23 protein-coding genes and 1 pseudogene are annotated in these 22,275 nt (G+C 71.1%); 16 read left to right on the forward strand and 8 right to left on the reverse strand.

The genetic code is table 11. The features are described 5' to 3' along the window. Positions 1-421: 421 nt before the first annotated feature. The gene (locus ACQE3L_RS12920) at positions 422-898 is read right to left on the reverse strand and encodes a 50S ribosomal protein L11 (RefSeq protein WP_426964283.1); all 477 of its coding nucleotides are present in this window, start codon (positions 896-898) and stop codon (positions 422-424) included. A gap of 120 nt (positions 899-1,018) precedes the next feature. Further along, entirely contained in the window at positions 1,019-1,492 is a 474-nt protein-coding gene (locus tag ACQE3L_RS12925) for a GNAT family N-acetyltransferase (RefSeq protein ID WP_058366484.1), read from the reverse strand. Positions 1,493-1,587: 95 nt separating this feature from the next. Here ACQE3L_RS12925 and ACQE3L_RS12930 point away from each other — a divergent pair, with 95 nt between their 5' ends. The 6 genes from ACQE3L_RS12930 (at position 1,588) to ACQE3L_RS12955 (ending at position 5,345) form a co-directional block, all read left to right on the forward strand. Beyond that, entirely contained in the window at positions 1,588-2,736 is a 1,149-nt protein-coding gene (locus ACQE3L_RS12930) for a DUF502 domain-containing protein (RefSeq protein ID WP_426964284.1), read from the forward strand. After that, positions 2,733-3,143, forward strand: a complete 411-nt coding sequence (locus tag ACQE3L_RS12935; protein WP_426964286.1) for an archease — start codon at positions 2,733-2,735, stop codon at positions 3,141-3,143. The genes ACQE3L_RS12930 and ACQE3L_RS12935 overlap by 4 nt, the downstream gene beginning before the upstream one ends. A gap of 115 nt (positions 3,144-3,258) precedes the next feature. After that, positions 3,259-3,450 (forward strand): 30S ribosomal protein S17e, encoded by a 192-nt coding sequence (locus tag ACQE3L_RS12940; RefSeq protein WP_058366481.1) that lies wholly within the window; start codon positions 3,259-3,261, stop codon positions 3,448-3,450. A 76-nt stretch (positions 3,451-3,526) separates the two neighbouring features. Continuing rightward, on the forward strand, positions 3,527-4,762 hold the full coding sequence (locus ACQE3L_RS12945; RefSeq protein ID WP_426964288.1) for a tripartite tricarboxylate transporter permease: 1,236 nt from the start codon (positions 3,527-3,529) through the stop codon (positions 4,760-4,762). A 134-nt stretch (positions 4,763-4,896) separates the two neighbouring features. Continuing rightward, positions 4,897-5,076 (forward strand): HVO_2753 family zinc finger protein, encoded by a 180-nt coding sequence (locus ACQE3L_RS12950; RefSeq protein WP_058366479.1) that lies wholly within the window; start codon positions 4,897-4,899, stop codon positions 5,074-5,076. Between the two features lie 2 nt (positions 5,077-5,078). Further along, positions 5,079-5,345: an elongation factor 1-beta gene (locus tag ACQE3L_RS12955; protein ID WP_426964289.1), complete on the forward strand. Its 267-nt coding sequence runs from the start codon at positions 5,079-5,081 to the stop codon at positions 5,343-5,345. A 133-nt stretch (positions 5,346-5,478) separates the two neighbouring features. Here the strand turns inward: ACQE3L_RS12955 and panB are convergent, their stop codons facing one another. Next, on the reverse strand, positions 5,479-6,288 hold the full coding sequence (gene panB / locus ACQE3L_RS12960) for a 3-methyl-2-oxobutanoate hydroxymethyltransferase (protein WP_426964290.1): 810 nt from the start codon (positions 6,286-6,288) through the stop codon (positions 5,479-5,481). 129 nt (positions 6,289-6,417) lie between these two features. Between panB and ACQE3L_RS12965 the strand changes: the two are divergent. Continuing rightward, positions 6,418-6,675, forward strand: a pseudogene (locus ACQE3L_RS12965) (DUF5822 domain-containing protein); the annotation flags it as partial. 486 nt (positions 6,676-7,161) lie between these two features. On the opposite strand, the gene gpmI reads toward ACQE3L_RS12965, so the two are convergent. Further along, on the reverse strand, positions 7,162-8,715 hold the full coding sequence (gene gpmI / locus ACQE3L_RS12970) for a 2,3-bisphosphoglycerate-independent phosphoglycerate mutase (RefSeq protein ID WP_426964292.1): 1,554 nt from the start codon (positions 8,713-8,715) through the stop codon (positions 7,162-7,164). Between the two features lie 163 nt (positions 8,716-8,878). On the opposite strand from gpmI, the gene ACQE3L_RS12975 reads away from it, so the two are divergent. Together ACQE3L_RS12975 and ACQE3L_RS12980 are read left to right on the forward strand one after the other, a co-directional pair. Beyond that, positions 8,879-9,835 carry a hypothetical protein gene (locus tag ACQE3L_RS12975; RefSeq protein ID WP_426964293.1) on the forward strand — a complete coding sequence of 319 codons (957 nt, stop codon included), beginning with the start codon at positions 8,879-8,881 and terminating at the stop codon, positions 9,833-9,835. A 104-nt stretch (positions 9,836-9,939) separates the two neighbouring features. Next, the gene (locus tag ACQE3L_RS12980; RefSeq protein ID WP_426964294.1) at positions 9,940-10,596 is read left to right on the forward strand and encodes an ArsR/SmtB family transcription factor; all 657 of its coding nucleotides are present in this window, start codon (positions 9,940-9,942) and stop codon (positions 10,594-10,596) included. Between the two features lie 24 nt (positions 10,597-10,620). On the opposite strand, the gene ACQE3L_RS12985 is transcribed toward ACQE3L_RS12980, so the two are convergent. After that, positions 10,621-11,103 (reverse strand): COX20 family protein, encoded by a 483-nt coding sequence (locus ACQE3L_RS12985; RefSeq protein WP_426964296.1) that lies wholly within the window; start codon positions 11,101-11,103, stop codon positions 10,621-10,623. A 110-nt stretch (positions 11,104-11,213) separates the two neighbouring features. Here ACQE3L_RS12985 and ACQE3L_RS12990 point away from each other — a divergent pair, with 110 nt between their 5' ends. The 3 genes from ACQE3L_RS12990 to ACQE3L_RS13000 all read left to right on the forward strand — a co-directional run bounded on the left by ACQE3L_RS12990 (position 11,214) and on the right by ACQE3L_RS13000 (position 13,006). Further along, a complete protein-coding gene (locus tag ACQE3L_RS12990) occupies positions 11,214-11,639 on the forward strand; it encodes a universal stress protein (RefSeq protein WP_426964298.1) in 426 nt (141 codons plus the stop codon). A 75-nt stretch (positions 11,640-11,714) separates the two neighbouring features. Further along, positions 11,715-12,203, forward strand: a complete 489-nt coding sequence (locus ACQE3L_RS12995) for a hypothetical protein (RefSeq protein ID WP_426964300.1) — start codon at positions 11,715-11,717, stop codon at positions 12,201-12,203. Positions 12,204-12,280: 77 nt separating this feature from the next. After that, a complete protein-coding gene (locus tag ACQE3L_RS13000) occupies positions 12,281-13,006 on the forward strand; it encodes a guanosine phosphorylase (RefSeq protein ID WP_426964302.1) in 726 nt (241 codons plus the stop codon). Positions 13,007-13,048: 42 nt separating this feature from the next. On the opposite strand, the gene ACQE3L_RS13005 is transcribed toward ACQE3L_RS13000, so the two are convergent. Beyond that, a complete protein-coding gene (locus ACQE3L_RS13005; RefSeq protein ID WP_426964303.1) occupies positions 13,049-15,658 on the reverse strand; it encodes a PAS domain-containing sensor histidine kinase in 2,610 nt (869 codons plus the stop codon). A gap of 40 nt (positions 15,659-15,698) precedes the next feature. Beyond that, positions 15,699-16,853, reverse strand: a complete 1,155-nt coding sequence (locus tag ACQE3L_RS13010; RefSeq protein WP_426964304.1) for an NAD-binding protein — start codon at positions 16,851-16,853, stop codon at positions 15,699-15,701. A 203-nt stretch (positions 16,854-17,056) separates the two neighbouring features. Here ACQE3L_RS13010 and ACQE3L_RS13015 point away from each other — a divergent pair, with 203 nt between their 5' ends. From ACQE3L_RS13015 to ACQE3L_RS13030, 4 genes are all read left to right on the forward strand, one after another. Beyond that, on the forward strand, positions 17,057-18,313 hold the full coding sequence (locus ACQE3L_RS13015; protein ID WP_426964305.1) for a potassium channel family protein: 1,257 nt from the start codon (positions 17,057-17,059) through the stop codon (positions 18,311-18,313). Beyond that, positions 18,310-19,656: a DUF8167 domain-containing protein gene (locus ACQE3L_RS13020; protein ID WP_426964306.1), complete on the forward strand. Its 1,347-nt coding sequence runs from the start codon at positions 18,310-18,312 to the stop codon at positions 19,654-19,656. The genes ACQE3L_RS13015 and ACQE3L_RS13020 overlap by 4 nt, the downstream gene beginning before the upstream one ends. 88 nt (positions 19,657-19,744) lie before the next feature. Continuing rightward, positions 19,745-20,017 carry a ubiquitin-like small modifier protein 1 gene (locus ACQE3L_RS13025; protein ID WP_426964307.1) on the forward strand — a complete coding sequence of 91 codons (273 nt, stop codon included), beginning with the start codon at positions 19,745-19,747 and terminating at the stop codon, positions 20,015-20,017. 84 nt (positions 20,018-20,101) lie between these two features. Next, the gene (locus ACQE3L_RS13030; protein WP_426964308.1) at positions 20,102-21,166 is read left to right on the forward strand and encodes a deoxyhypusine synthase; all 1,065 of its coding nucleotides are present in this window, start codon (positions 20,102-20,104) and stop codon (positions 21,164-21,166) included. Positions 21,167-21,576: 410 nt separating this feature from the next. Here the strand turns inward: ACQE3L_RS13030 and ACQE3L_RS13035 are convergent, their stop codons facing one another. Then, a complete protein-coding gene (locus ACQE3L_RS13035) occupies positions 21,577-22,179 on the reverse strand; it encodes a P-loop nucleotide/nucleoside kinase family protein (RefSeq protein ID WP_426964309.1) in 603 nt (200 codons plus the stop codon). Positions 22,180-22,275 lie beyond the last annotated feature (96 nt).

Below are 22,275 nucleotides of genomic sequence, written 5' to 3' on the forward strand. Positions count from 1 at the left end.
GGCGGCGCGGCCGCATTGTGGTGCGGTTCCGCGGCCGCGCCGCCGCCGAGGCTGGGGAGGTGCGAGGCCCGCAGTGCGGTCGCGGGGCGGTGCGGTGGGTGGGGCTGAAAGGGGCAGCCGGCTCGATCCGGCCCCGAGGCCTCAAGCACCGCAGCGGGCTGTGCGGAGAGCGAGGAGCGCAGGGCGTCTCGCGGCCGGTCGAGCCGGCTGGGGCTTTCTGGGTGTTACTGCCCCGATCAGCTAGATCAACGACAGAGACAGAAACAGCACCACCACCTAACAAAAACAGAGCATATCCACTTCGCTATACCCAGTATCGGTGTGGGGGATCAGTCATGCTGCTCACGTCGCTGGGGGACAGGAGTAGAAACGCGACCCGCGGACGTCGTCCGCGACGAAACGTGGAACTACGGCCGCGCAGTTACGCTTCGAGGACGTCGTCGTACTCGCCGGCGTCGACGCGGTCGTCGAACGTCCGGGCGTCCTCGCCCTCGATGGTGACGCCAAGGGAGGCGCAGGTGCCGCCAACCTCCTTGGCGGCGTTCTTCGTGTCGTAGGCGAGCAGGTCCGAAGACTTCTGCTCGGCGACCTTCTTGACCTGTTCGATGGTCATGTCGGCGACGAAGTTCTCCTGCGGCTCGCCGGAGCCGGTGTCGAAGCCGGCTTCGTCCTTGATCAGCTCCGCGGTCGGCGGGACGCCGACCTCGATGCTGAAGGAGCCGTCGTCGTCGTACTCGACGGTGACGGGAACCTCCATTCCGTCGAACGCGGCGGTCTCCTCGTTGATCTGGTTGACGACGTCCTGCACGTCCACGGGGGTCGGGCCGAGCTCGGGACCGAGCGGCGGGCCCGGGTCGGCCTGCCCGCCGGGAACGAGCACTTCGATAGTTCCAGCCATACTCGTAGCAACCCGGGCGCGACTTTTAACGGTTGTTCTTCGGCGCGCGGTGCGCGAGCGGTTCGCACGCCGGCGGGAGCGGCCGCGGGGCGCGACTCCGACCGGTGTCCCGCCGGCCCTTCAGCGACGGACGAAATCGGAGAGCCGTTCGCGCAACGAGTCCTCGCCGAGCTTGAGGTAGTAGGCGTCGCCGCCGTCCTCGTAGTAGTTCTCGATGTGCCGTTTCACCTCGAAGCCGAGGTGCTCGTAGAAGCCGAGCGCCTCCGCGTTCGTCGTCCGTGCGTGGCAGGTGACCGAGCGGTTGTCCTCCGCCACCTCCGCGACGAGGCGCTCGCCGTAGCCGTGTCCGCGCGCCGTCGGCGCCACCGCGAGAAAGAGGATGTAGCCGTCGCGCCGCACCGAGGCGAACGCGACGAGTTCGTCGTCCTCGAAGAGAAGGTGCGTCGTCGACCGCCGGTAGGCGTCGGTGAAGAAGCCGCGTCGCTGTCGGAGCACGCCCTCGGCCTCGCGGATCCGCTCCTTGAGGTCCCACGCGGCCGCGACGTGGTCCGCGTCCCCCGGTCGGTCGACACGCTTCCGCACGTTGACGCTCACTGGGACAACGTAACACGCCCACGAGATATAACTCCTCCGTCCGGCGCGATCCGAGGGGGGAACAATTAACTCGGGGTCGGGCGTCGATGAGGGCGATGGCAGACGAGTCGCCGCGCGCTCGCGACGAACTACGAAACGGGTTCCTCACGGGCGTCGCGGTCATCGTGCCGCTTCTGATCACGCTGATCGTCCTCGCGATCGCGTTCAACTACATCTACACGTACCTCGACCTCTTCTCGGACGTCATCCTCCCGTTCGAGGCGCAGGTGTCCGTCCCCGGAGTCGGGCTGATCCAGCAGGAGGTCCTGGTCGAACTCGCCACGCCGGTGGTCCTCCTGCTGCTCATCCTCGTCGTCGGGCTGACCGCGAACTCCTCGCGGTACGGCCAGCGCGCGGTCGACTACTTCGACTACGTCATCGAGCGCATCCCGGGCGTCGGCTCCGTCTACGAGAGCTTCAGACAGATGTCGGACGTGATGTTGGAGTCGGACGACCAGAACTTCCAGGAGGTCGTCCTCGTCGAGTTCCCGACGGAGGGCGTCTACACGACCGCGTTCGTCACGAGCGAAACGCCCGAGACCATCTCCGACCCCGTCGGCCGCGGCGACATGACGACGCTGTTCATGCCGATGGCTCCCAACCCGGTGATGGGCGGCCACGTCGTTTTCGTTCCGAACGACCGCATCGTCGAGGTCGACATGACCGTCGAGGAGGGGATCCGCGCGCTCGTGACGAGCGGCGTCGCCGTCAGCGAGGCGACCGGCGACGAGGCCGGGATCCCCGCCAGCCGACTCCGCGGCCTCTCGACGTTCGAAGAGGTCGACGGATGGTTCGACCCGGGCGACGTCGCCGACGAGGAACGCCCGGTCGACACGACCGCTACCGAGCGCACGAGCTACTACGACCGCGCCGTCGACCCCGAGCAGGCGCGGACGCCCGACTCCATCGCGGAGCGGGAGCGCCCGGACGAGCCCACGGACGCTACGGACGAGTCCGGAACCGGCGAAGCGGGGGTCTACGACCGGGAGGAGACGACGGTCACCCCGGCCGAGCGTGCCGGGCGCTACGAGGCCGAACAGGCCGGAACGGAGGAGCAGCCCTCGGAGGCGGCCGACCGCCCGGCGGAACAGCGCGAGGCGACGGAGCGGAAGCCCTCCGAAATCGCCAGGGAAAGCGCAGGTGAGGAGGCCTCCGAGGAGGACGACGACCGGGTCGACGCCGACGACGAGGGGGACGACCGGTGACCTTCGAGCTGCGCGACCACACCGCCGACGTGGCGGTGGCGGCGACCGCGAACACCCTCGACGGCGTGTTCGCGGACGTGGCCGCCGGACTGACCGCCGCGATGTGCGAGTCGTGGCCGGCCGACGGGGAGCGGTTCGAGATGGAAGAGCGAGCGGAGGGGCGGGAGGCGCTGCTGTTCGACTATCTCGACCGGCTGATCTACGAGCGCGACGTGCGCGGAGTGCTCCCCGTCGACCACGAGTGTGCGGTCCGTCGCGAGGGCGAGGAGTGGGTGGCCGAGGCGACCGCCCGCGGCGTCCCCCTCGCGGCGGTGCAGGCCCGCGACGTGAAGGCCGTCACCTACTCGGAGATGCTGCTGGAGCGGCGGGACGGGGGCTGGGAGGCGTACGTCGTCTTCGACGTGTGAGCGCGGCCGAACGCCGTCGGAGGTGCCGATACGGGCGGGGTCCGGCGTGAGAGGTCGTCACACCGCCGCGCTCGGGAACGAACCCTTTTAGTTCGGCCCGCAGGTACCACCCCCTATGGCTATCAAACCCAAGTACATCAAGCAGCTGGGGAACGCGCTGCTGGAGCGGTATCCGCAGTCGTTCAACACGGACTTCGAGACGAACAAGGAGAGCGTCGACGAGCTGACGACCGTCGAGTCGAAGGGCGTCCGGAACCGCATCGCCGGCTACGTCACCCGCAAGAAGTCGCAGGCCGGCGCGGCCTAATTCTCCGACGACACCCGCGAGACCCAACACGCACCTCCCGTAGCTTTACACCGGAAGCCGCGGCCAACCCCGCCGGATGGACCCCGGTTTCCGCCTCGTCGTCGACCCCGCGCTCGCGGCCTCCCTGCTCGCGTTTCTGACGGGCGGGATCGCGCTCGGGACCGCGAGCGGGCTGGTTCCGGGGCTCCACGCCAACAACTTCGCGCTGCTTCTGGCCGGCGTCGCGGTCGGGAGCGACGTCGACCCGCTCCTGCTCGGCGTGGCGATGCTGGCCGCGGGCGTCGTCCACACCTTCCTCGACATCGTCCCGGCGCTCGCGCTCGGGGTCCCCGACGCCTCGATGGCGGTCGCTTCCCTGCCGGGTCACCGCCTCGTGATCGCCGGCCGCGGCCGCGAAGCGCTGCGGCTCTCGGCGGTCGGCTCGGCGGTGGCCGTCGCGCTCGCGCTCCCCCTGGCGGTTCCGGTGACGTGGGTGATGTCACGCGTCTACCCGACCCTCCGTGCGCACCTGTGGATCGTTCTCGGCGGCGTCGTCGCGTTCCTCCTCGTGACCGAGTCCTCGCGGCGAGCCGCGGCCGGCGGCGCGGTGGCGTTCCTGTCGAGTGCCGCCCTCGGTGCCCTGACGCTGGACGTGGAGCCGGCCGCGCCGCTCGAGGCCGGCGGGATGCTCGCTCCGCTGTTCACGGGTCTGTTCGGCGCGCCGGTGTTGATCGAGGCGCTGCGGGGGTCGGGCGTCCCGCCGCAGGCGGACGCGCGGCTGGCGATGCCTCCGCGCTCGCTCGGGCGGGCCGCGGGCGCCGGCTCCCTCGCGGGCGCGGTGGTCGGCTACCTGCCGGGGATCTCGGCGGCCATCGCGTCGGTGTTGGCGCTGCCGGCGGTGCCGGCCGAGGACGCCGACCGGGGTTTCGTCGTCGCCACCTCCGGCGCTGGGACCTCGAACACAGTGTTCGCGCTGTTCGCGCTCGTCGCACTCGGGACGCCGCGGACGGGCGTGATGGTCGCGCTCGAGCGCGCGGCGGTCCCGTTCGCGCTCCCGGTGCTTTTGGCGACGACCGTCGCCGCTGCCCTCGCGGGTTTCTCGCTCGTCCTCCTGGTCGGAGACGCCTACCTCCGCGTGGTCGGGAGCGCGGACTACACGCGGCTCAGCCTCTGCGTGTTGGCGTTTCTGTCCGCGCTGTCGTTCCTGTTCGCCGGTCCGGTCGGCGTGGGCGTCTTCGCGGTCGCGGCCGCGCTCGGACTGGTACCGCCGCGGCTCGGCGCCCGGCGGGTCCACCTGATGGGCGTCCTGATCGGTCCGCTGCTGATCGGGTGAGAGCGGAAGGCGCTCTCGAGTCCCGGAGGCGCCGAAAACCCGGGTTGCGTCGGCTGAGGAGCCATCCATGCGATGCTGACACGGGGCGGCGCCAAAGAACAACGGTTAAAAGTCGTGCGCCGGTTCTTCAGTGTATGAGCGAGAGCCGGCAGCAGGCGGCGCGCAAGTGCGTCTCCTGTGGCATCAAGGTGTCCGGGAAGAACGCGGCGGAGTTCGCGTGCCCCGACTGCGGCACGACGATCTACCGCTGCGCGACGTGCCGCAAGCAGAGCAACCTCTACGAGTGTCCCGACTGCGGCTTCCGGGGGCCCTGACCATGGGTGACGTCGCCGCTCAGATCAAGGTCATGCCGCAGAGCCCCGAGATCGACCTCGACGACCTCGAGGAGCGTCTCGAGGAGTCGCTGCCGAAGGGCGCGAAGATCCGCGGCTTCCAGCGCGACGAGGTCGCGTTCGGGCTGGTCGCCCTGCTCCCGACCGTCATCGTCCCCGACGACGCCGGCGGTACCGAGGCCGTCGAGGAGGCGTTCGCCGACGTCGAAGGCGTCGAGTCGATCTCCGTCGAGAACGTCGGCCGGCTGTAAGCTGACGACCGCTTTCTCGCGTTTTCGCTCCTCCTGAGCGGACGCGCCGTCGGCCGCCCGGTTTCACCGGAACCGCGGTATCTCCCCGGCCCGCGGTGTCCCTCCGCGTTCCCAGCCGCCGGCCGGGCGTCGCTCAGTAGAGGTCCTCGAGCGTCTCCTCGACGTGGCTGTGCTCCTCCTCCGGGAACTCCCCGGCTTCTACCGCGTCGCGGTATCCCTCGACCGCGCGCGCCATCTCCGCGCGGACGTCGCCGAACTGCTTCGAGAACGGCGGCGACCAGTCGTCGAGCCCAAGCACGTCGTTGATCACGAGGACTTGGCCGTCGCAGTCCGGGCCTGCGCCGATGCCGATCGTCGGGATCTCCAGCGCCTCCGTCACCGCGCCCGCGAGGTTCGCGGGGACGTGCTCCAGCACGAGCGAGAAGGCGCCGGCGTCGGCGTGCGCGCCCGCGAGTTCGACGATCTCCTCGGCGGCCTCGCGGTCGGTTCCTTGTCGCCCGTAGCCGAGGCGGTTGACGTGCTGGGGGGTCAGTCCGAGGTGTGCCATCACCGGGATCCCCAGGTCGGTGAGCCGCGCCGTCAGGTCGACGGTGTGCGGCCCGGACTCGATCTTCACGGCGTCCGCGTTCGCCTCCTTCAGCATCCGCCCCGCGTTGTGTAGCGACTCGGCCTCGTCGACGCCGAACGAGAGGAACGGCATGTCGGCGACCACCAGCGCGTCCTCCGTCGCGCGCGCGACCGCGGCCGTTCGGCTTTCGATCTCCTCGATCGTCACCGGGAGGGTCGTGTCGTACCCGAGCACGGCGTTCCCCATGCTGTCGCCGACGAGGATGACGTCGATACCCGCCTCGTCGACGACCGCCGCCGTCGGCGCGTCGTAAGCGGTCAGCATCGTGATCGGCTCCTCGCCAGCCTTCGACCGCAACCCCCGCGTCGTGGTCATACCCGTTCGGTTCGGTGCCCGGCGGATAAAGTGGTCGGGGTCGCGGTCGGTTCGGCCGGGTCGATCTCCCCGACCCCTCGCGGCGGGCGGACCGGCAGCGATTTGGGCGCGCGCACCGCAGGTCCGCGCGTGCAACCCGTCGAGCGCACCGAGGTCGAGGGGATCGACTACGGCTGGGTGATGCAGATGACCTTCGTCGTCACCATCCTCGTGGGGGCGCCCGTCGTCGCGCTGCTGTCGACCGTCGTGACGCTCGACACCTGGGGCGCCCGCGCCGCGTTCGCGGTCCGCGTCGGCGCCCCCATCTGGTTCGTCACCGCCGTCTCGCTGGCCGTCTACGCGAAGCGGACGGAGGCAGGCGACGTGCGAGAGTCGACGGACGAGGAGTAGGGCGGGGCGGTCAGGGCGACGCTTGCCGCGACGCGTCTGATCGTTCCGCTTCTGTCGCAAACGCTGCTGATCGGGACGGGAACGGTTAGGGGTCTCCAGCCGGTTCGACCGCGCCGGGTTCCGGCAGACGGGTCGGGCAGGTTCGAGCCGGCTGCCCCGTTCAGTCCCGCACCGCGACCGCCCCGCACCGCGACCACGCCGCACCGCGACCACCCCGTACCGCGACCGGCACAGTACCACAGGCCTCACACCTCCCCAGCCTCGGGCTGGACGCGGCCGCGGAACGGCACTGCACCGCATCGCGGCCGCGTCCAGCCCTCCCTCGCGCGCGTTCCTCGCGCGCGCCGACAGCACAGCACCGCGGTCGCTTCGTCAGGAGTGTCGCCGAATCGGCAGGAGTTTCGGAAATCGAGGTGTGCCGTGGTGCGAGGATGCACCGAGTCACGGGATGGACCCGCCGACGCGCTCCCGGCCGTCGTCGAACTACTCGAGTAGGCTCTCGCCGGTCATCGCGGCCGGCTGCTCGACGCCCATCAGCTCCAGAAGCGTCGGCGCCACGTCGCACAGCGAGCCGCCGTCGCGGACCGCGTGGCCGCCGTCGTCGCCGTCGGGCGTGAGGTAGACGAACGGGACCGGATTGAACGTGTGTGCCGTGTGCGGCTCGGTCTCCGTTCCCATGTCGTCGGCGTTGCCGTGGTCCGCGGTGACGACCGCGTGCCCGCCCGCGTCCGCGACCGCGTCGAGCAGGCGCCCGAGCTGCGCGTCGACCGCCTCGACGGCCTCGACCGCGGCGTCGAAGTCGCCGGTGTGGCCCACCATGTCCGGGTTCGCGTAGTTGAGGACCAGAAGCTCGGGGTCCTCCCGCTCGACGAACCCGACCGCCTCGTCGGTCAGCTCCGGTGCGGACATCTCCGGCTGGAGGTCGTAGGTCGGCACGTCCGGGCTGTCGACGATGACCCGCTCCTCGCCGCCGAAGGCCACCTCGCGGCCGCCGTTGAGGAAGTAGGTGACGTGCGGGTACTTCTCCGACTCGGCGATGCGAAGCTGCTCGAAGCCCGCGTCCGCGGTCACCTCGCCGAGCGTGTCCTCGGGGATCGTCGGCGGGAACGCGACCGGGAACTCGTAGGTCTCGTCGTACTCGGTGAGCGTGACGAGTTCGACCTCGGGCTGGTCGAGGTCGTCCTCCCACGTCGGCACGGTGCCGGTGAGCATCCGGACGAGCTGGCGGGCGCGGTCCGCGCGGAAGTTGAAGAAGACGACCGCGTCGCCGTCCGAGAGGGCCGGCCCGTCCGCGACCAGCGTCGGCTCGACGAACTCGTCGGTCTCGCCGCGGGCGTGGGCCGCCTCGACGGCCTCGATCCCGGAGGCGGCCTCGTGGGGGGCCTCGCGGTTCACGATGGCGTCGTAGGCGCGCTTCGTGCGCTCCCAGTTCTCGTCGCGGTCCATCGCGAAGTAGCGACCCGTCACGGTCGTCACCTCGCCCGTGCCGGCTTTCTCGGCGTGGGCCGCCACCTCCGCGAGGAACTCGTCGCCGATCTCCGGGGCGGTGTCGCGGCCGTCCGTGAACGCGTGCGTCGTCGCGGGAACGCCGTGGGCGACCGCGCCGTCGATCAGCGCCTTCAGGTGGACGACGTCGGAGTGGACCCCGCCGTCGGAGACGAGGCCCATGAAGTGGACGCGGCCGCCGGTCTCGGCGACGTGCGAGAAGGCCGACGCGATGGCCTCGTTCTCCGCGAAGGTGCCGTCCGCGATGGCGTCGGAGATCCGGGTGTACGCCTGCTTGACGACCCGCCCCGCGCCGATGTTGAGGTGGCCGACCTCGGAGTTGCCCATCTGAGCGTCCGGGAGGCCGACGCGCCGACCGTGAACCTCCAGCCGGCCGGACGCTCCGCGGCTCGCGGCGTCGTCGAAGGTGGGCGTGTCCGCGGCCGCCACCGCGTCGCGGCCGGCGTCGCGGCTCGGATCGGGCCCCGGGTCGCCGCCGTCGCTGCCGGCGCCGAGACCCCAGCCGTCGAGGATCACGAGGGCTGCGTGCATGGTCGTGGCGTGGGTGGCTGCCCGTAACTACGCTTCGCTTCGCGCGAACCCCGCCGCTCGGCGAAAATCGGACGACTGCGGCGGGATCTACCGGACCGTTCGCCCCTGCGAACGAAACGAACGGATGTGCCTATTTATGAGTCGAGGGCCGCTTCGATCGGGTATGAACGCGACGCCCCTGATCGCAGTCCTGCTGGCAGGGTGTTGTCTCGTGGGAGGCGTCGGCGGCGTCGGTGCGGCGCCGACAGCACCGATCGACGGCGCGCAGGTCGAAACTCCTGCCGACACGCCCGACGGAACCTCGGAGGCCGACGGAACGGCCGACTCCGAGGAGAACGACACGGCGAACGCGTCGGACGACGGCCCCGGGTTCGGGAGCGCCGTCTCCTCGTTCGTCCAGTCGACGACTGCCGAGACGAGCGGCGAGGTCGACCAGGGGATGTGGGAAGCGCGCGTCGAGGGCAACGTCAGCGCCGAGGCGGTCGAGAACCGCTCCGCGGAGCTGGCCGACCGCGTCGCCGACTTGCGGGAGCGCCGCGCCGCGCTCGCGGCCCGTTACGAGAACGGCAGCCTCACGCCCGGCGAATACCGGGCGAAGGATGCCCGGCTCCGCGCGGAGCTCCGGTCGATCGGCACCGCGGCCGACGAGACGAGCGCCGTCGCGGAGCGCTCCGGCGTTCCGGAGGCGGCTGCCGCACGTGCAAAGGAGGTCGCGGCCGCGGCCAGCGAGGCGAGCGGACGCCCCGCGACCCCCGGCGGCGGACCGCCAGACGGCGTCCCCGGCGAGGGCGCGAACCGATCAGGCAACGGTTCGGGACCGCCCGGCGCGGGGGACGGTCCCGGTACCGGCGCGGGCGACGGCGCTGGGAACGGCGCCGGGAACGGCACAGGCAACGGCGCGGGTGCCGGTGCGGGCGCCGGAGGACCGCCGGACGACGCGGGTAGCGAGGGGAACGGTACCGGAGCCGAGGGCGACGGCGGGGACGGAACGGGTGCGGCCTCGGATCCCGGAAACGGCGACCGCGGTGCCGGCGAGGGGAACGGCCCGGCGTCCGATCGGAGCCCGCCGAACGGGACGGAGGCCGAGCGGACTTCGGAGCCGACCGGCACCCCGGAGTGAGACGACGCCGTCCGGGGCTCGTGGCCCGCGGTCGGTGGGTGGTCGCCGGAGCGCCGTCGGCGTGTTAGACAGCCTTTTAGCTACTCGTCGCTAACCACACGTTAATGGACTCCGCGGTACTGCTCGATCTCCTCGGCAACGAGAACCGCCGGCGCATCCTCCGGCTCCTCTCACACAAGCCGTGTTACGTCACCGAGATCTCCGAGTACCTCGGGGTGAGCCCGAAGGCCGTCATCGACCATCTGCGCAAGCTGGAGGAGGCCGGCCTCATCGAGTCGCGGACGGACGACAAGCGCCGCAAGTACTTCCACATCTCCCGGAGCCTCCGGCTGGAGGTGAACGTCTCGCCGCACGGGTTCGGCGCCAAGAGCGCCTATCCGGCGAGTGCGAACCTCGACATGAACGGGCGCTGTTCGCTGCTCTCGCTCGAGTTGGACCTGGAACCGGAGTGCAACGACATGGCGGAGCTGGCCGCGGAGTTCGGACGGCTCCGCTCGCTCGACCGCGAGCTCTCGCTGGCCCAGCGGTGGGTCCACGGCCGGCTCGAGGAGACGCTCTCCCGGATCGACGAACGGCTCGGCACCGAGGCCGACAGCCAGTTCTACGCCGAGGTACTGGCCGCGGTCGTGGAGACGGACGGCTCCGCGGACGCGGTCGCGGCCGAAGTGAGCGCGCCCGGCGACGCGGTTCGGGACGCGCTCGACAGGCTCGCGGACGTGGGCGTTCTCACGCGCGAGGAGAACGGCTTCGCGGTCCGGTAACCTCCGGCGTCGGCGTCCCGTGGGTCACTCCACGGTCGCGGTCAGTCCCGCGCGGAGGTCGCGTCCGAAGTAGGTGCCGAGGAGCGCGACGACCGCCCCGAGCGCGGTGCCGACGCCGACGAGGCCGACGCCGTACTCCTGCAGGAACTGGACGCCGACCGGGAGGAACCCGACCGACAGGGCGCTCAGGAGTGCGCTCGCCGCGCCGATGCCGGCGCCCGCCAGCGCCGTCTCCGCGTAGCGGCGACGCGAGGCGAGTGCACCGATCAGGAACGCGCCCGCGGCGACGCCGGCGAGTCGCCCGATGCTGCCGCCGACTATCGGGACGAACCCGCCGAGCACCGAACCCGCACCGAGCGTGAGCAGCGCGACGCCGAGCGCCCTGAGCGAGAACGCGCGGCCGCGGACGCCGACGAGCGACACCTGGCCCCCGTCGGTTCCGGCGTCGTCCGCGGACGCGGCGGTGTCGCGCGCTCCGGCGTCGGACCGGTCGATGGAGGGCGTCATACCCGACGGTTCGGCCGCGCGGCCTTTGTTCTTGCGCCGGGCGGAACGACGCGGGTCGGTCCGACGCACCGAGGACAGCACTCAAGCCGGCGGCCCGCGAAGCCCGAGACATGACCGACATCCTCTCCCGACCGCTGGTTCCGGTCGCGAGCGTCGAGGACGCGGAGTCGACCTACGAGGCGCTCCGCGAGTACGTGGACGCTGACGCCGAGATCCACGTCGTCAACGTGATCGAGAAGGCCGGCGGCGCGCCCGACAAAGCGGGCGTCGAACAGCGCGAACTGGCGGCCGAGGAGGCGTTCTCCCTGTTTCGGGACCGCGCCGCGGCGGACGGGCTGACCGTCGAGACGGATCTGTTGTACGGAACCGACGTGGCGGCGGCGATCCGCGAGGCGGCCGCGGAGAGGAGCGCCACGTCGATCGCCTTCCGGTCGCGCGGCGGCGGCCGGATCGTCGACTTCCTCTCCGGAAGCGTCCGGACGAAGCTCGTGACGGAGGTTGACCGGCCGGTCGTCGTACTGCCCCGAGACGAGTAGCTGACGGTGCGGCGACGGCGCGTCTGACGCCCGGCGGACGGGGATTTAACCCGACACGGCGACAACGCCGTGCGAATGAGTCCCGTGCCCGCGTCGATCGCCTGGCTGCTCGTCGGCATCGTGGCCGGACTGATCGGCGCCGCGGTGATGAGCTACCCGATGTCCCGGTCCGCGACCGGGTTCGTCCCCGCGCGCGTCGCCACGGCGCTCGTGACGCGGCGCCGACCCGCCGACGTGCCCCTCCCGCAGGCGCTGGCGTTCCACGGCGTCGCCGGCGCGGGCGCGGGGGCGGTCTACGCCGTGCTGGCGGCCGGACTCGACAGGGTCCTGCCGGCGCTCGGCACGCTTCCCGGTGGAGTCGGGCTCCCCGCACATCTGCTGGCGGCCGCGCTCGTGGCCGGTGCGGTGTACCTCGTGTTCGCGGTCATCGTGTTCCCGCACGCCGGCGGGCGCGCCTACGAGGAGCGCGACACGGAGGTGCAGGGTCGGTGGCTCCGCGCGAGTCTCGCGTTCGGCGCCGCGCTCGCGGTCACGGCGCCGGCGCTCGCGTCCCTGCTGGGGTGACGGAAGGCGCCCGCGGTGGCACACCGGACACCGCCGCGGACCGTATCGCTTTTGCCGCGTCTCGGGGAGGGTTCCACATGGCGAAACAGCCGCACCTGCTCGTCGAGGAGGGCGACGTTCACGAGATCGCGATCATTCCGGGGGACCCGGGCCGCGTCGACCGCATCGCGGACCAGTGTGACGACAGCGAGGTCGTCGCACAGAACCGCGAGTACAAGGTCGTCAACGCGGAGTACGAGGGCTGCGAGCTGACGATCTGCTCGACCGGGATCGGCTGCCCCTCCGCGGCCATCGCCGTCGAGGAGCTGTCGCGCGTCGGCGTCGAGACGTTCCTCCGCTGTGGCACCTGCGGCGGGCTGCAGTCGGACATCGAGATCGGGGACATGATCGTCGCCTCCGGCGCCGCCAAGGAGGAGGGGACCTCCAAGCGCTACGAGTCCGCGAACTACCCCGCGGTGCCGGACTACGACGCACTGACGGAACTCGTCGGCGCGGCCGAGCGCAACGGCGAGGAGGTTCACGTCGGCCCCATCGTCTCCGACGACGCCTTCTACAACGAGTCCGAGGACTTCGTCGACGACTGGGAGGACGCGAACCTGCTGGCCATCGAGATGGAGGCCGCGACGGTCTTCTCGCTGGCGCGCCGGAAGGGCCTTCGCGCGGGCGCCATCTGCACCGTGGACGGCAACCTCGTCGAGGGTACCCAGAAGGGCGCCGACTCGGACGACGAACTGCCCGAGAAGGCCAAGAACAACGTCGAACGGGCGATCAAGATCACGCTGGAAGCCGTCACCGCGCTGTAGGTCGCGAACGCACCGAGGCGGGACCCGGTACCGCGCCCCGCGTCACTCGGGGCGGTCGACGCCGGTGATCTCGAAGCGCGCGCCGCCCGTCGCGCCGTCTGCCACGGCGATTTCCCACCCGTGGGCGGTCGCGATCTGCTTGACGACCCGGAGTCCGATCCCGGTCCCGCTCTCCTTGGTCGTGGACCCGGTCTCGAAGAGGGTCGCGCGGACCTCCTCGGAGATGCCGACGCCCGTGTCCTCGACGAAGAAGCCGTTCGGGAGGTCGCCGATTCGGACGGTGATGTCGTTGTCCCCGTGTTCGACGGCGTTCCGGATCAGGTTCTCGAGTAGCTGGACGACCCGGCTCTCGTCGGCGACGATCCGGCCCTCCGCGGTCACGTCGAGCGCTGTCTCGCCGGTCGTGACGTTCGACCACGCCTCCTCGGCGACGGCCCGGACGCCGACGTGAGTCAGCTCCCCGATCACCTCGCCCTCACGGGCCAGCGTCAGGATGTCCTCGATCAGGTCGTTCATCCGCTCGTGTGCCCCCGCGATCTTCGCGAGGTGGTCGCTGTCAGACTCCTCCATCGCGAGGTCGAGGTAGCCGTCCGCGACCGACAGCGGGTTCCGCAGGTCGTGGGAGACGATGCTCGCGAACTCCGATAACTGCGCGTTCTTCGCCTCCAGTTGCGACTGTTGCTCGCGGTGTTCCAGTTCGTAGGAGAGCCAGCGCGTCAGTAGCTCGACGAACGTCCGCTCCATCTCGGTGAACTCCCGGTCCCGCGGCGCCGTGGCGGCGAAGCAGACCGTGCCGTACAACCGGCCGTTGACCACGATCTTCCCCCCGATGTACGTGCCGAGGTCGAAGCGGTCGAAGGCCGGGCCGTCCGCCCACCCCTCCGCGACCGCGTTCCGTACTGCGAGCAGTCCCGTGTCGGCGGAGACGGTCCTGCGGCAGTACGACTCCCCGAGCGGGCACGTCTCCCCCGGCTGGAGCAGGTCGTGGTCACCGGTCGAGGCGACGACCGTCTGTGTGGTCTCGGTGAGCTCCGTCACGAACCCGTACGGAAGGTCGAGGTACTCACCGCCGATGCGGAGGATCGCCTGCTGTTTCTCCTCGAACGGCGTGGCCGTGTCCGACGCGGTCTCGTAGAGTTCGTGGATCGTGTCGACCGTCTCCTGGAGCTCCGACCGCGTCCGCCGCTGTTCGGTGATGTCGCGGAAGTAGACCGTGAGTCCGGTCTCCGACGGGAACGCGCGAATCTCCAGGTCGGCGTCCAGCGGCTCGTAGTAGGTCTCGAAGGACACCGGCTCCCCGGACGCCACGGCCTCGTGGTACTCCTCGTAGATGTGCGTGTCGACGGCCTCGGGGAACTCCGCCCAGACGTTCCGCCCGAGCAGTTCGTCGGCGTCGCGCCGGAGTACACGCTCAGCCTGCTCGTTGAGGAACGTGAACGTCCAGTCCTCGTCGACCGCGAAGACCGCGTCGGTCATGCGGTCGAACGCCTCCTGTTGGGCGCGTTCAAGCCGTTTGAGCTCCGTTATGTCGCGGTAGAACCAGACGAAGCCGAGTCGGTCGCCGTCATCGGTGCGCGCGACCGCCGAGTACTGGTCGAGAACCGTCCCGTCGGCGAGACGGATCTGCTCGTGTCGAGCCCGTCCGGGGTCGCGATACTGGGCCTCGATGCTCTCCCGGAACGCGTCGGGATCGACGACGCGCTCCGCCGCCGTCTCCAGCGCGAGGTCGGCGTCGCCGGACGCGAGCACGTCCTCGGGAAGGTCCCAGACGTCGAGGAACCGGTCGTTGTACGTGATGACGTTCCGGTCGACGTCGGTGACGAGGATGCCGTCGGGGCTCCCCTCGAACGTCGAACTCAGGAGAGACCGACGGTACTCCAGTTCACGCTCGTACGCGACACGCTCCGAGACGTCCCGCAGGATGTAGACGACCGCCGCCGACCCGTCCCACGTGATCGCGCGTGCGGACCCCTCCACCGGGATCTCCCCCTTCTCCGAGGCGGCGGTCAGACGGTCGTGCTCGAAGGCGGTCCCGTCCTCGGCGGCCACACCGAGCGGCGGCCCCGCGCCGTCGTGTGAGAACAACTCCGAAACGGACGTGTCGTGCAGCTCCGCGGCCGACGCAGTGCCGAACAGCTCCACCGCCGCCGGGTTCGCGTAGACACAGCGTCCCTCGATGCCCACGAGGATCGCGTTCGGCGACGCTTCGAGGATCGCCTCCGCGTGTTCGCGGGCGGTCGTCGCCTCCTCGCTCAGCCGTCGTCGCTCCACGGCGTTCGTGAGGCGCTGGGCGAGGACGCGGTACTGGTCGGTTCCGGACTCCTTCCGCATGTAGTCGGTCACTCCGGCGCTTATCGCGTCGCTGGCGATCTCCTCGGAGCCGCGGCCGGTGAACAGCAGGAATGGCACGTCAGGGTCCTCGGCGCGCACCGTCTCCAGAAACACCAGTCCGTCGGCCTCGGGCATGTCGTAGTCGCTCACGATGCAGTCGAACGTCCGGTCGTCGACGAGCGCGAGTGCCTCGCCGACCGTCGTCGCGGCCGTCACCGCGATCCGGTCGTCGAAGCGTTCGAGGTACGTCCCGATGAGTTCCGCCATCCCCGGCTCGTCGTCGACGCAGAGCACCGAGATCGGAGCGGAGTCCTGCGGCATACCACACACACTCGTCCGAGCGGGAAAAGATCGCCGGGCCCTACTCGTCCTCCTCGCCCATAATCTCGTCCGCGACCTCCTCGCTGTCGCCGCCGAACGCGGAGTCGACGAGGAGATGGCCACCGAGCGTCGACGGCGAGATGACGTGGTCCGCGCCGGCGCGGCGGAGTTTGTCGACGTTCTCGCGCTGTGTCGCGGCCGCGACGATCCGGATCGAGGGGTTGAGTTGGCGTGCGGTGAGGATCGCCAGCGCGTCCTTCGCGTCGTCGTTGGTGGCGACGACGACCGCGCGGGCGTCCTCGATCCGCGCGCGCTCGAGCGGTCCCACGTCGCTCGGGTCGGCGGTGAGCGTCGGGACTTCGTCCTGGCCGAACAGGCGAGCGGTCCGGTCATCCTCGGTGATGACCGCGAACGGGACGCCTCTGTCCGCAAGTTCTTCCAGTATCGGTTCCGTCAGGTCCCCGGAGCCGAGCACGAGGACGTGGCTTTCGAGTAGGTCGAGCTGTCTGTCTGTCATTTTTCCGAGTGCCTTCGAGAGCTGCGCCTCGATCGCGGGCGTGAGCAGGACCCCGAGCGCCACCGCGAACGCGGCCACGTTGATCACGAGCACCGAGATGCCGAACATCCGGCCGATGTCGGTCGACGGCGAGATGTCGCCGTAGCCCACGGTCGAGGCGGTGACGACCGTGAAGTAGAACGCGTCGACGACCGTCTCGATCCCCGAGAACTCATCGCGGAGCGCGAAGGAGCCGAAGGTTCCGTATCCCATCGCCGTCACGAGCGCGGTTCCGGCCGCCAGTTGCGTCGGCGACGGGCGGTACGTCCGCGTGAACCGGCCGCGGTTGATGAGGAGCCCCGGCAGCGAGAGCAACGACAGGGCGACGAGCGGATACGCGAACGCCGACGTCTGCAGGAGCCCCTGTACCGCGGTCAGCGGAAGCAGCACCGCCGTCGAGTACCAGCCGACGCGGTAGCCACGCTTGAGCGCGTAGCCGCTGCCGAGCATCGCGAACCCCGTCAGCGTCCCCGTGAAGCCGACGGTCTGTTTCACCCAGTCCGGGACGTGCGGCGCGAGCGGGCCGGCGACCCCGCCGGTCGAGATGTGGATGAGCCCGACGAGGATCGACAGCACCGCGACGGCGAACGTCAACACGATCGACGCCCGCACGGTGACCCACTCCCGGCTCAGACCCATACCCGCTCGTCGCGGACTGCGAACTTAAACGCCACGCGACGGGCGCGCCGCGGTGCCGACCCTATGCGGCGTTCGGTCCGGCTCCGGTCCGCGTGGCCGCTGTGGACCGCCGCGAACCGGCGTGGACTGCCGCGGACCGGTGTGGAACGCCGCGAACCGCCGACGGCGGTAAGCGTTTAGGTGTGCCGGGAAAGAGGGAGAGCATGACGCTCCCGGTCGAGATCCTCTACGGGATCTACCTCGGCGTGCTGACGGGGATCGTGCCGGCGCTGGTGGCCGGCGTCCTCGGATTCGTGTTCAAGTACTTCACGGGGGTGACGATCCCCGGTTTCGGTGTCGTCGTCCTCGCGCTCGCTATTGCAGGGGTCAACGGCGGCCTGCTCGCGCTCAACGACCCGACCGTGCGCAACTCCGAGCGCGCTCCCGCGGTGCTGACCGCGATTTTGGTCGTGTTGATGCTCTCGCTGTACGCCCACGCGCAGGGTGACAAGCTCGGCGCGACGGCGCCGCGCCGAATGTCCCTGCGCACGATCCGCGACCGCACCCTCTCCGCGGACGTCATCGAGCGCGTCGGCGGCCGTGGACAGGTCCGGATCGACATCGCCGGATCGGTCGGCGACATGGAGGGCTACCCGCCGCTCCCGGCGGCGATCCGAGCCGAGATCACCGACGGCGAGTGGAAGTTCCCGGCGGACGTGCCGCTTTCGGAGCTGGAAACGCGACTCGCCGACCGTCTCAAAACCGAGTACGACCTCCCGGACGTGGCCGTCACCATCGACGAGCGGGCGCGAGCGACGGTCAGCGCCGCGCCGCCGATGGGCGGACTCTCGAAGCGCGTCCCGCCCGGCCAGCGTGCGGTCTCGGTCTCTGCGCTCGTTCCGACGGGGATCGCCCGCGGCGACGAGGTCCGCGTGTTCACCGACGACGGGGCCGTCGAGGGAACAGTGCTCTCCGCGAAGTCCGGCGGACCGGCCGCAAAGCCGAACCCGGCGTCCGCCTCGCCGGGGACTGCAGCCGGCGGTGATGGGGTACCGCGGACCGACGGCGGCGAGGGTGCAGCGGCGGAGGCCCCGCCACCGAGTGCGCCGACGACCACGGGCGGAGAGGGCCGCGTCACGCTCGCCGTCGACCGCGCGGAGGCGAGCACACTGCTGTCGGTCGACCGCGGGCGGGTGCTGGTGGCCTCGCGTGGCACGCACCGGGAGTTCGAGCTGACGACGCTGCTGCGCCGGGCCGGCAAGCGGTTCCGGCGGATGACGGTTCGGGCCGACGGCCCGCTCGACGGGCACTCGCTCGCGGACGCCGCGGTCCGTGAAACGTACGACGTGGTCGTCGTCGCCGCGAAGGCGGAAACGTGGACGGTCGCCCCGCGGGGCGGCGCGACGCTGTCCGCGGGCGACGAGCTCTTCGTCGTCGGGACGCGCGAGGCGCTCGACGGCTTCACGGAGGTGGCGACGTGACCCCCGCGCTCGTCCCCGCGGACCTCGTGAGCAGTATCGCCACCGACGCGAGCGGAGCGGTCCTGCAGGCTTCCGGCGGCGTCACGTTCAACGAGCCGATGCGGGCGGCGGCGACGTTGGTCACGTTCGCGGTCGTGGCCGCGGTCGCAGCGGGGAGCGCCGCCGTCGCGTACCGGTGGTACTTCCGCGAGCGCGTGGGGGAGGGCATCGCCGCGCTGGTCGGCGTCGCGGTCGTCGCGCTCTACCTCAACACGGCGTCGCTCGGGGCGGTCATCGGCGGCACCGAGTACGAACTCCTCCGGCTCGACGCGGTGTTCTTCAACGTCGTCGCCATCGGCGTCGCGGCCGCCGCGGCGCCCGTCGGACTCCACCTCGGCGACGGGCTCGCGACGAACTTCTTCGCGGTCACCGGCGGGAAGCGGCTCGAGGGGGAGGTGAGCGACGTGGTCCGGACCATCGGCCGCGTGACGCCGGTGACGCTCCCCGCGGTCGACGACATCGGCGACATGGACGCCTACGAGCCGGTCGACCCCGAGACGAAGACGGAGATGGCCGACAAGACGCTGCTGTTCCCGCGCCGGCTCACTGTCGAGGAGCTCCGCGACCGGCTCGTGACCCGGATCAAGGAGGACTACGGCGTCGGCTACGTCGACGTCGACGTGACCGCCGAGGGCGAGGTGGAGTTCCTCGCGCTCGGCTCTCGGGCCGCCGGCATCGGCCCGACGCTCGCGCCCGGCACCGCCGCGGTCGCGGTGACCGCCGACCCCGCCAACGCCGCGACGCCGGGCGACGTGGTGCAGGTCTGGAAGCCGGGGGGCACACCGGACGAAGCGGAAGCGGCGGGTGCGGGAGAGTCCGGCGAGGCGGATCAGCGCCCGAAGCGCGTCGCCACCGCGGAGCTCCGTGCGACCGCCGGCGACGTGGCGACGCTGGCGCTGGACGAGGCGGACGCGTCCGCGCTCGACGACCGGACGGTCTACCGGCTGGCCACCCTGCCCGCGGAGCAGCGGGCCGACCGCGAGTTCGCGACCGTCCTGCGGAGTGCCGACGAGACGATGAGCGCGGTCCGCGTCGAGCCGGGGAGTTCCCTCGTCGGGACCACCGTCGCGGACGTGGCGGCGGTCGTCGCCGCGGTCCGTCCCCCGGAGGGGAGCGTTCAGGCCATCCCGCCGCGCGCCTACGCCTTCGCCGCGGGCGATACGGTCTACCTGGTGGGGCGGCCGGACGAGCTCCGCCGCTTCGAGACGCTCGCCGCGGACGGCGAAGATGGGGAGAGCGACGCTGACGCCGTCACCGGGTCCGACGACGTGGACGACGGTGACGGCGTCGATGACGGCGAGTGAGGCCGGTCGGCGGGCGACGCGATCCGTCCTACCGGCACGGAGCCGGGGCGGACGCAATCCTCTTACGCGCGGCCGTGGGCTGTCCGGTATGGAGTGGAAACTGTTCGCCGACCTCTCGGAGATCGCCGGCGGACGCACGGTGACCGTCGACGCCGAACCGGGCGACACGGTCGAGGAGGCGCTCGACGCCCTGCTGGCCGCACATCCCGATCTACGCGACCGGATCATGGAGGGGGACGAACTCGCGGACCACATCAACGTCCTCGTGAACGGTTCGAACGTCGCTCACGAGGAGGGGCTGGAGACGGAGCTCTCGCCCGGCGACGAACTGGCGCTGTTCCCGCCGGTCAGCGGCGGGTAACCGTGGACGGCCGGTCTCCGGTCCCCTGCCGCCCGCGTGGCGCGTAACCGGACTTTTCAAACGCGCCCGTCGCGGAGTGGGACTATGAGCGACGACGAGGGTCACGACGAGGACCACGCGGACGGCCACGACGAGGACCACGCGGGCCACCACGCGCCCCACCGCGAGGAGTTCTCCGAGGACCCGCTCGGACACACGCGCGTAGCGGGGGGAATGACCGTCTCGGAACTGGTCGAGCAGTACGGCCACGCCGGCATCGGCGCGGCGTCGGTCCACGAGGCGGGCGACGTGCTCGCGGAGATGCTCGGCAACGACGACTGCACCGTCTTCCTGTCGCTGGCGGGCGCGATGATTCCGACCGGGATGCGCGCGGTCGTCGCCGACCTGATCCGCGACGGCTACGTCGACGCGCTGGTGACGACGGGCGCGAACCTCACCCACGACGCCATCGAGGCCATCGGCGGGAAGCACCACCACGGCCGCGAGGGGGACCCCGAGAAGTCCGCCCGCGAGCACGACGAGACGCTCCGCGACGAGGAGGTCGACCGCATCTACAACGTCTACCTCCCGCAGGAGCACTTCGCGCTGTTCGAGTCGCACCTCCGCGAGGAGGTGTTCCCGCCGCTGGAGGCGGAGGGGACCGTCTCCATCGAGCGCCTCTGCCGCGAACTCGGGCGCGCAAACGCCGAGGTCAACGAGCGCGAGGACGTGGCCGAGGCGCCGGGCGTCGCCGCGGCGGCTTACGAGAACGACGTGCCGATCTACTGCCCGGCCGTTCAGGACTCGGTGCTGGGCCTGCAGGCGTGGATGTACGCACAGACCGGTGACCTCACGCTGGACGCGCTCGCGGACATGACCGCGCTGACGGACCTGGCGTTCGACGCCGACGACGCCGGCTGCCTGCTGGTCGGCGGCGGCGTCCCGAAGAACTTCACCCTCCAGACGATGCTCGTCACGCCGCGTGCGTACGACTACGCGGTCCAGATCACGATGGACCCCGAGGCGACCGGCGGCCTCTCGGGCGCGAGCCTGGAGGAAGCGCGCTCGTGGGGGAAACTGGAGCGGGACGCACGCAACGCCTCCGTCCACGGCGACGCGACCGTGATGCTCCCGCTGCTGGTCGCGGCCGCCCGCGAGCGGATCGAGTAGTTCCGGCTCCGCCGGCGGTCCGTGTCCGCGGTCGCCCGGCAAGGACCGATTCTTCACGAACGTTTATGACTGTAGAGGGCGCAGGGTAGCGTGATGGCACCCGTAGTACACGAGTAGTCGGGCGGCGACGACGGAATCGGACGGACCGAACGGACCCACTGCCACGCGGTCGACGGACGCCCGGTGGCGCGACGAGACCGCGCCACCCGGTGCGGACACCCCGGCCGAGAGCGAGGCACCGAGCGACGACCGCCCGACGACCGGCGCGGAGGCCGTGGCGCGCGCCCCGGCGACGTTCGACGCGGGCGACACGCGGCGGCTCCGCAACCTGGTGGACGCCGCCAACGGCGTCGTGCGCTGACGCGCCGCTTGCGGTGCTTTTCTGAAGAACGAGCGCCGTCGCGCCGCAGTCAGAAGAGGTCGTCGACGCGATCGCGGGTCGCCGCCTCGGCGCCCGAGTTGTCCACGACCGCGTGCTCGCTCTCGACGGGGTCGTACTCATCGCGGAACATGAGGTGGACCTCGAAGTCGGCGTCCGAGAGCCCGTCGCGCGCCGCGATGCGCTCTTCGACCACGTCCACCTCGCACTCGACCTTGACGAGCCGGAAGGGGACCCCGTGCTCGGCGGCGGCCGCGCGCACGTCCTCGCGGAAGCGGGCCTGCGCGAACGTGGCGTCGAGGACGACGCTCTCGCCGTCCGCGACCTCCTCCGCGGCGCGGTCGATCAGTTCGCCGTACACCCGCTCGGTCTCCGCGTCGGTGTAGTCCGGGTCCGGGAACAGCTGCTTGCGTATCGCGTCCGTCCGCAGGACCTCGCCGTCGACGTGCTCGGCGACGCGGCGCGCGACGGTCGTCTTGCCGACGCCCGGCAGGCCGCAGACGACGACCAGCGCCGGCCCGTCGTCGGTCACGGCGGCCGCGGTCGCGTCGGGGTCCGCCGCGGCGGCGTCGTCGGAGTCGGCGTCCGTCTCGTCCCCCGCGACCCCCGACCGCGGTCGCCCGCTCTCAGCCATCCGACTCGCTCCCCCGGATTCGCCCTCGCCCCGGCGCGGTACTCATTCGGAACCGATCACTGCCGTGGAGTAAATGAAGGTTCCCCTCGCGCGTGC

The organism is Haloparvum alkalitolerans (assembly GCF_050122995.1).
In the GTDB taxonomy this organism is placed as follows: Archaea; Halobacteriota; Halobacteria; order Halobacteriales; family Haloferacaceae; genus Haloparvum; species Haloparvum alkalitolerans.

Bases quoted from the DNA above. Each gene is read 5' to 3' on its own strand.
- ACQE3L_RS12920 (WP_426964283.1), bottom strand. From the start codon at position 898: ATGGCTGGAACTATCGAAGTGCTCGTTCCCGGCGGGCAGGCCGACCCG.
- ACQE3L_RS12930 (WP_426964284.1), top strand. From the start codon at position 1,588: ATGGCAGACGAGTCGCCGCGCGCTCGCGACGAACTACGAAACGGGTTC.
- ACQE3L_RS12940 (WP_058366481.1), top strand. From the start codon at position 3,259: ATGGCTATCAAACCCAAGTACATCAAGCAGCTGGGGAACGCGCTGCTG.
- ACQE3L_RS12945 (WP_426964288.1), top strand. From the start codon at position 3,527: ATGGACCCCGGTTTCCGCCTCGTCGTCGACCCCGCGCTCGCGGCCTCC.
- ACQE3L_RS12950 (WP_058366479.1), top strand. From the start codon at position 4,897: ATGAGCGAGAGCCGGCAGCAGGCGGCGCGCAAGTGCGTCTCCTGTGGC.
- ACQE3L_RS12955 (WP_426964289.1), top strand. From the start codon at position 5,079: ATGGGTGACGTCGCCGCTCAGATCAAGGTCATGCCGCAGAGCCCCGAG.
- panB (WP_426964290.1), bottom strand. From the start codon at position 6,288: ATGACCACGACGCGGGGGTTGCGGTCGAAGGCTGGCGAGGAGCCGATC.
- gpmI (WP_426964292.1), bottom strand. From the start codon at position 8,715: ATGCACGCAGCCCTCGTGATCCTCGACGGCTGGGGTCTCGGCGCCGGC.
- ACQE3L_RS12975 (WP_426964293.1), top strand. From the start codon at position 8,879: ATGAACGCGACGCCCCTGATCGCAGTCCTGCTGGCAGGGTGTTGTCTC.
- ACQE3L_RS12980 (WP_426964294.1), top strand. From the start codon at position 9,940: ATGGACTCCGCGGTACTGCTCGATCTCCTCGGCAACGAGAACCGCCGG.
- ACQE3L_RS12985 (WP_426964296.1), bottom strand. From the start codon at position 11,103: ATGACGCCCTCCATCGACCGGTCCGACGCCGGAGCGCGCGACACCGCC.
- ACQE3L_RS12990 (WP_426964298.1), top strand. From the start codon at position 11,214: ATGACCGACATCCTCTCCCGACCGCTGGTTCCGGTCGCGAGCGTCGAG.
- ACQE3L_RS12995 (WP_426964300.1), top strand. From the start codon at position 11,715: ATGAGTCCCGTGCCCGCGTCGATCGCCTGGCTGCTCGTCGGCATCGTG.
- ACQE3L_RS13000 (WP_426964302.1), top strand. From the start codon at position 12,281: ATGGCGAAACAGCCGCACCTGCTCGTCGAGGAGGGCGACGTTCACGAG.
- ACQE3L_RS13005 (WP_426964303.1), bottom strand. From the start codon at position 15,658: ATGCCGCAGGACTCCGCTCCGATCTCGGTGCTCTGCGTCGACGACGAG.
- ACQE3L_RS13010 (WP_426964304.1), bottom strand. From the start codon at position 16,853: ATGGGTCTGAGCCGGGAGTGGGTCACCGTGCGGGCGTCGATCGTGTTG.
- ACQE3L_RS13015 (WP_426964305.1), top strand. From the start codon at position 17,057: ATGACGCTCCCGGTCGAGATCCTCTACGGGATCTACCTCGGCGTGCTG.
- ACQE3L_RS13025 (WP_426964307.1), top strand. From the start codon at position 19,745: ATGGAGTGGAAACTGTTCGCCGACCTCTCGGAGATCGCCGGCGGACGC.
- ACQE3L_RS13030 (WP_426964308.1), top strand. From the start codon at position 20,102: ATGAGCGACGACGAGGGTCACGACGAGGACCACGCGGACGGCCACGAC.
- ACQE3L_RS13035 (WP_426964309.1), bottom strand. From the start codon at position 22,179: ATGGCTGAGAGCGGGCGACCGCGGTCGGGGGTCGCGGGGGACGAGACG.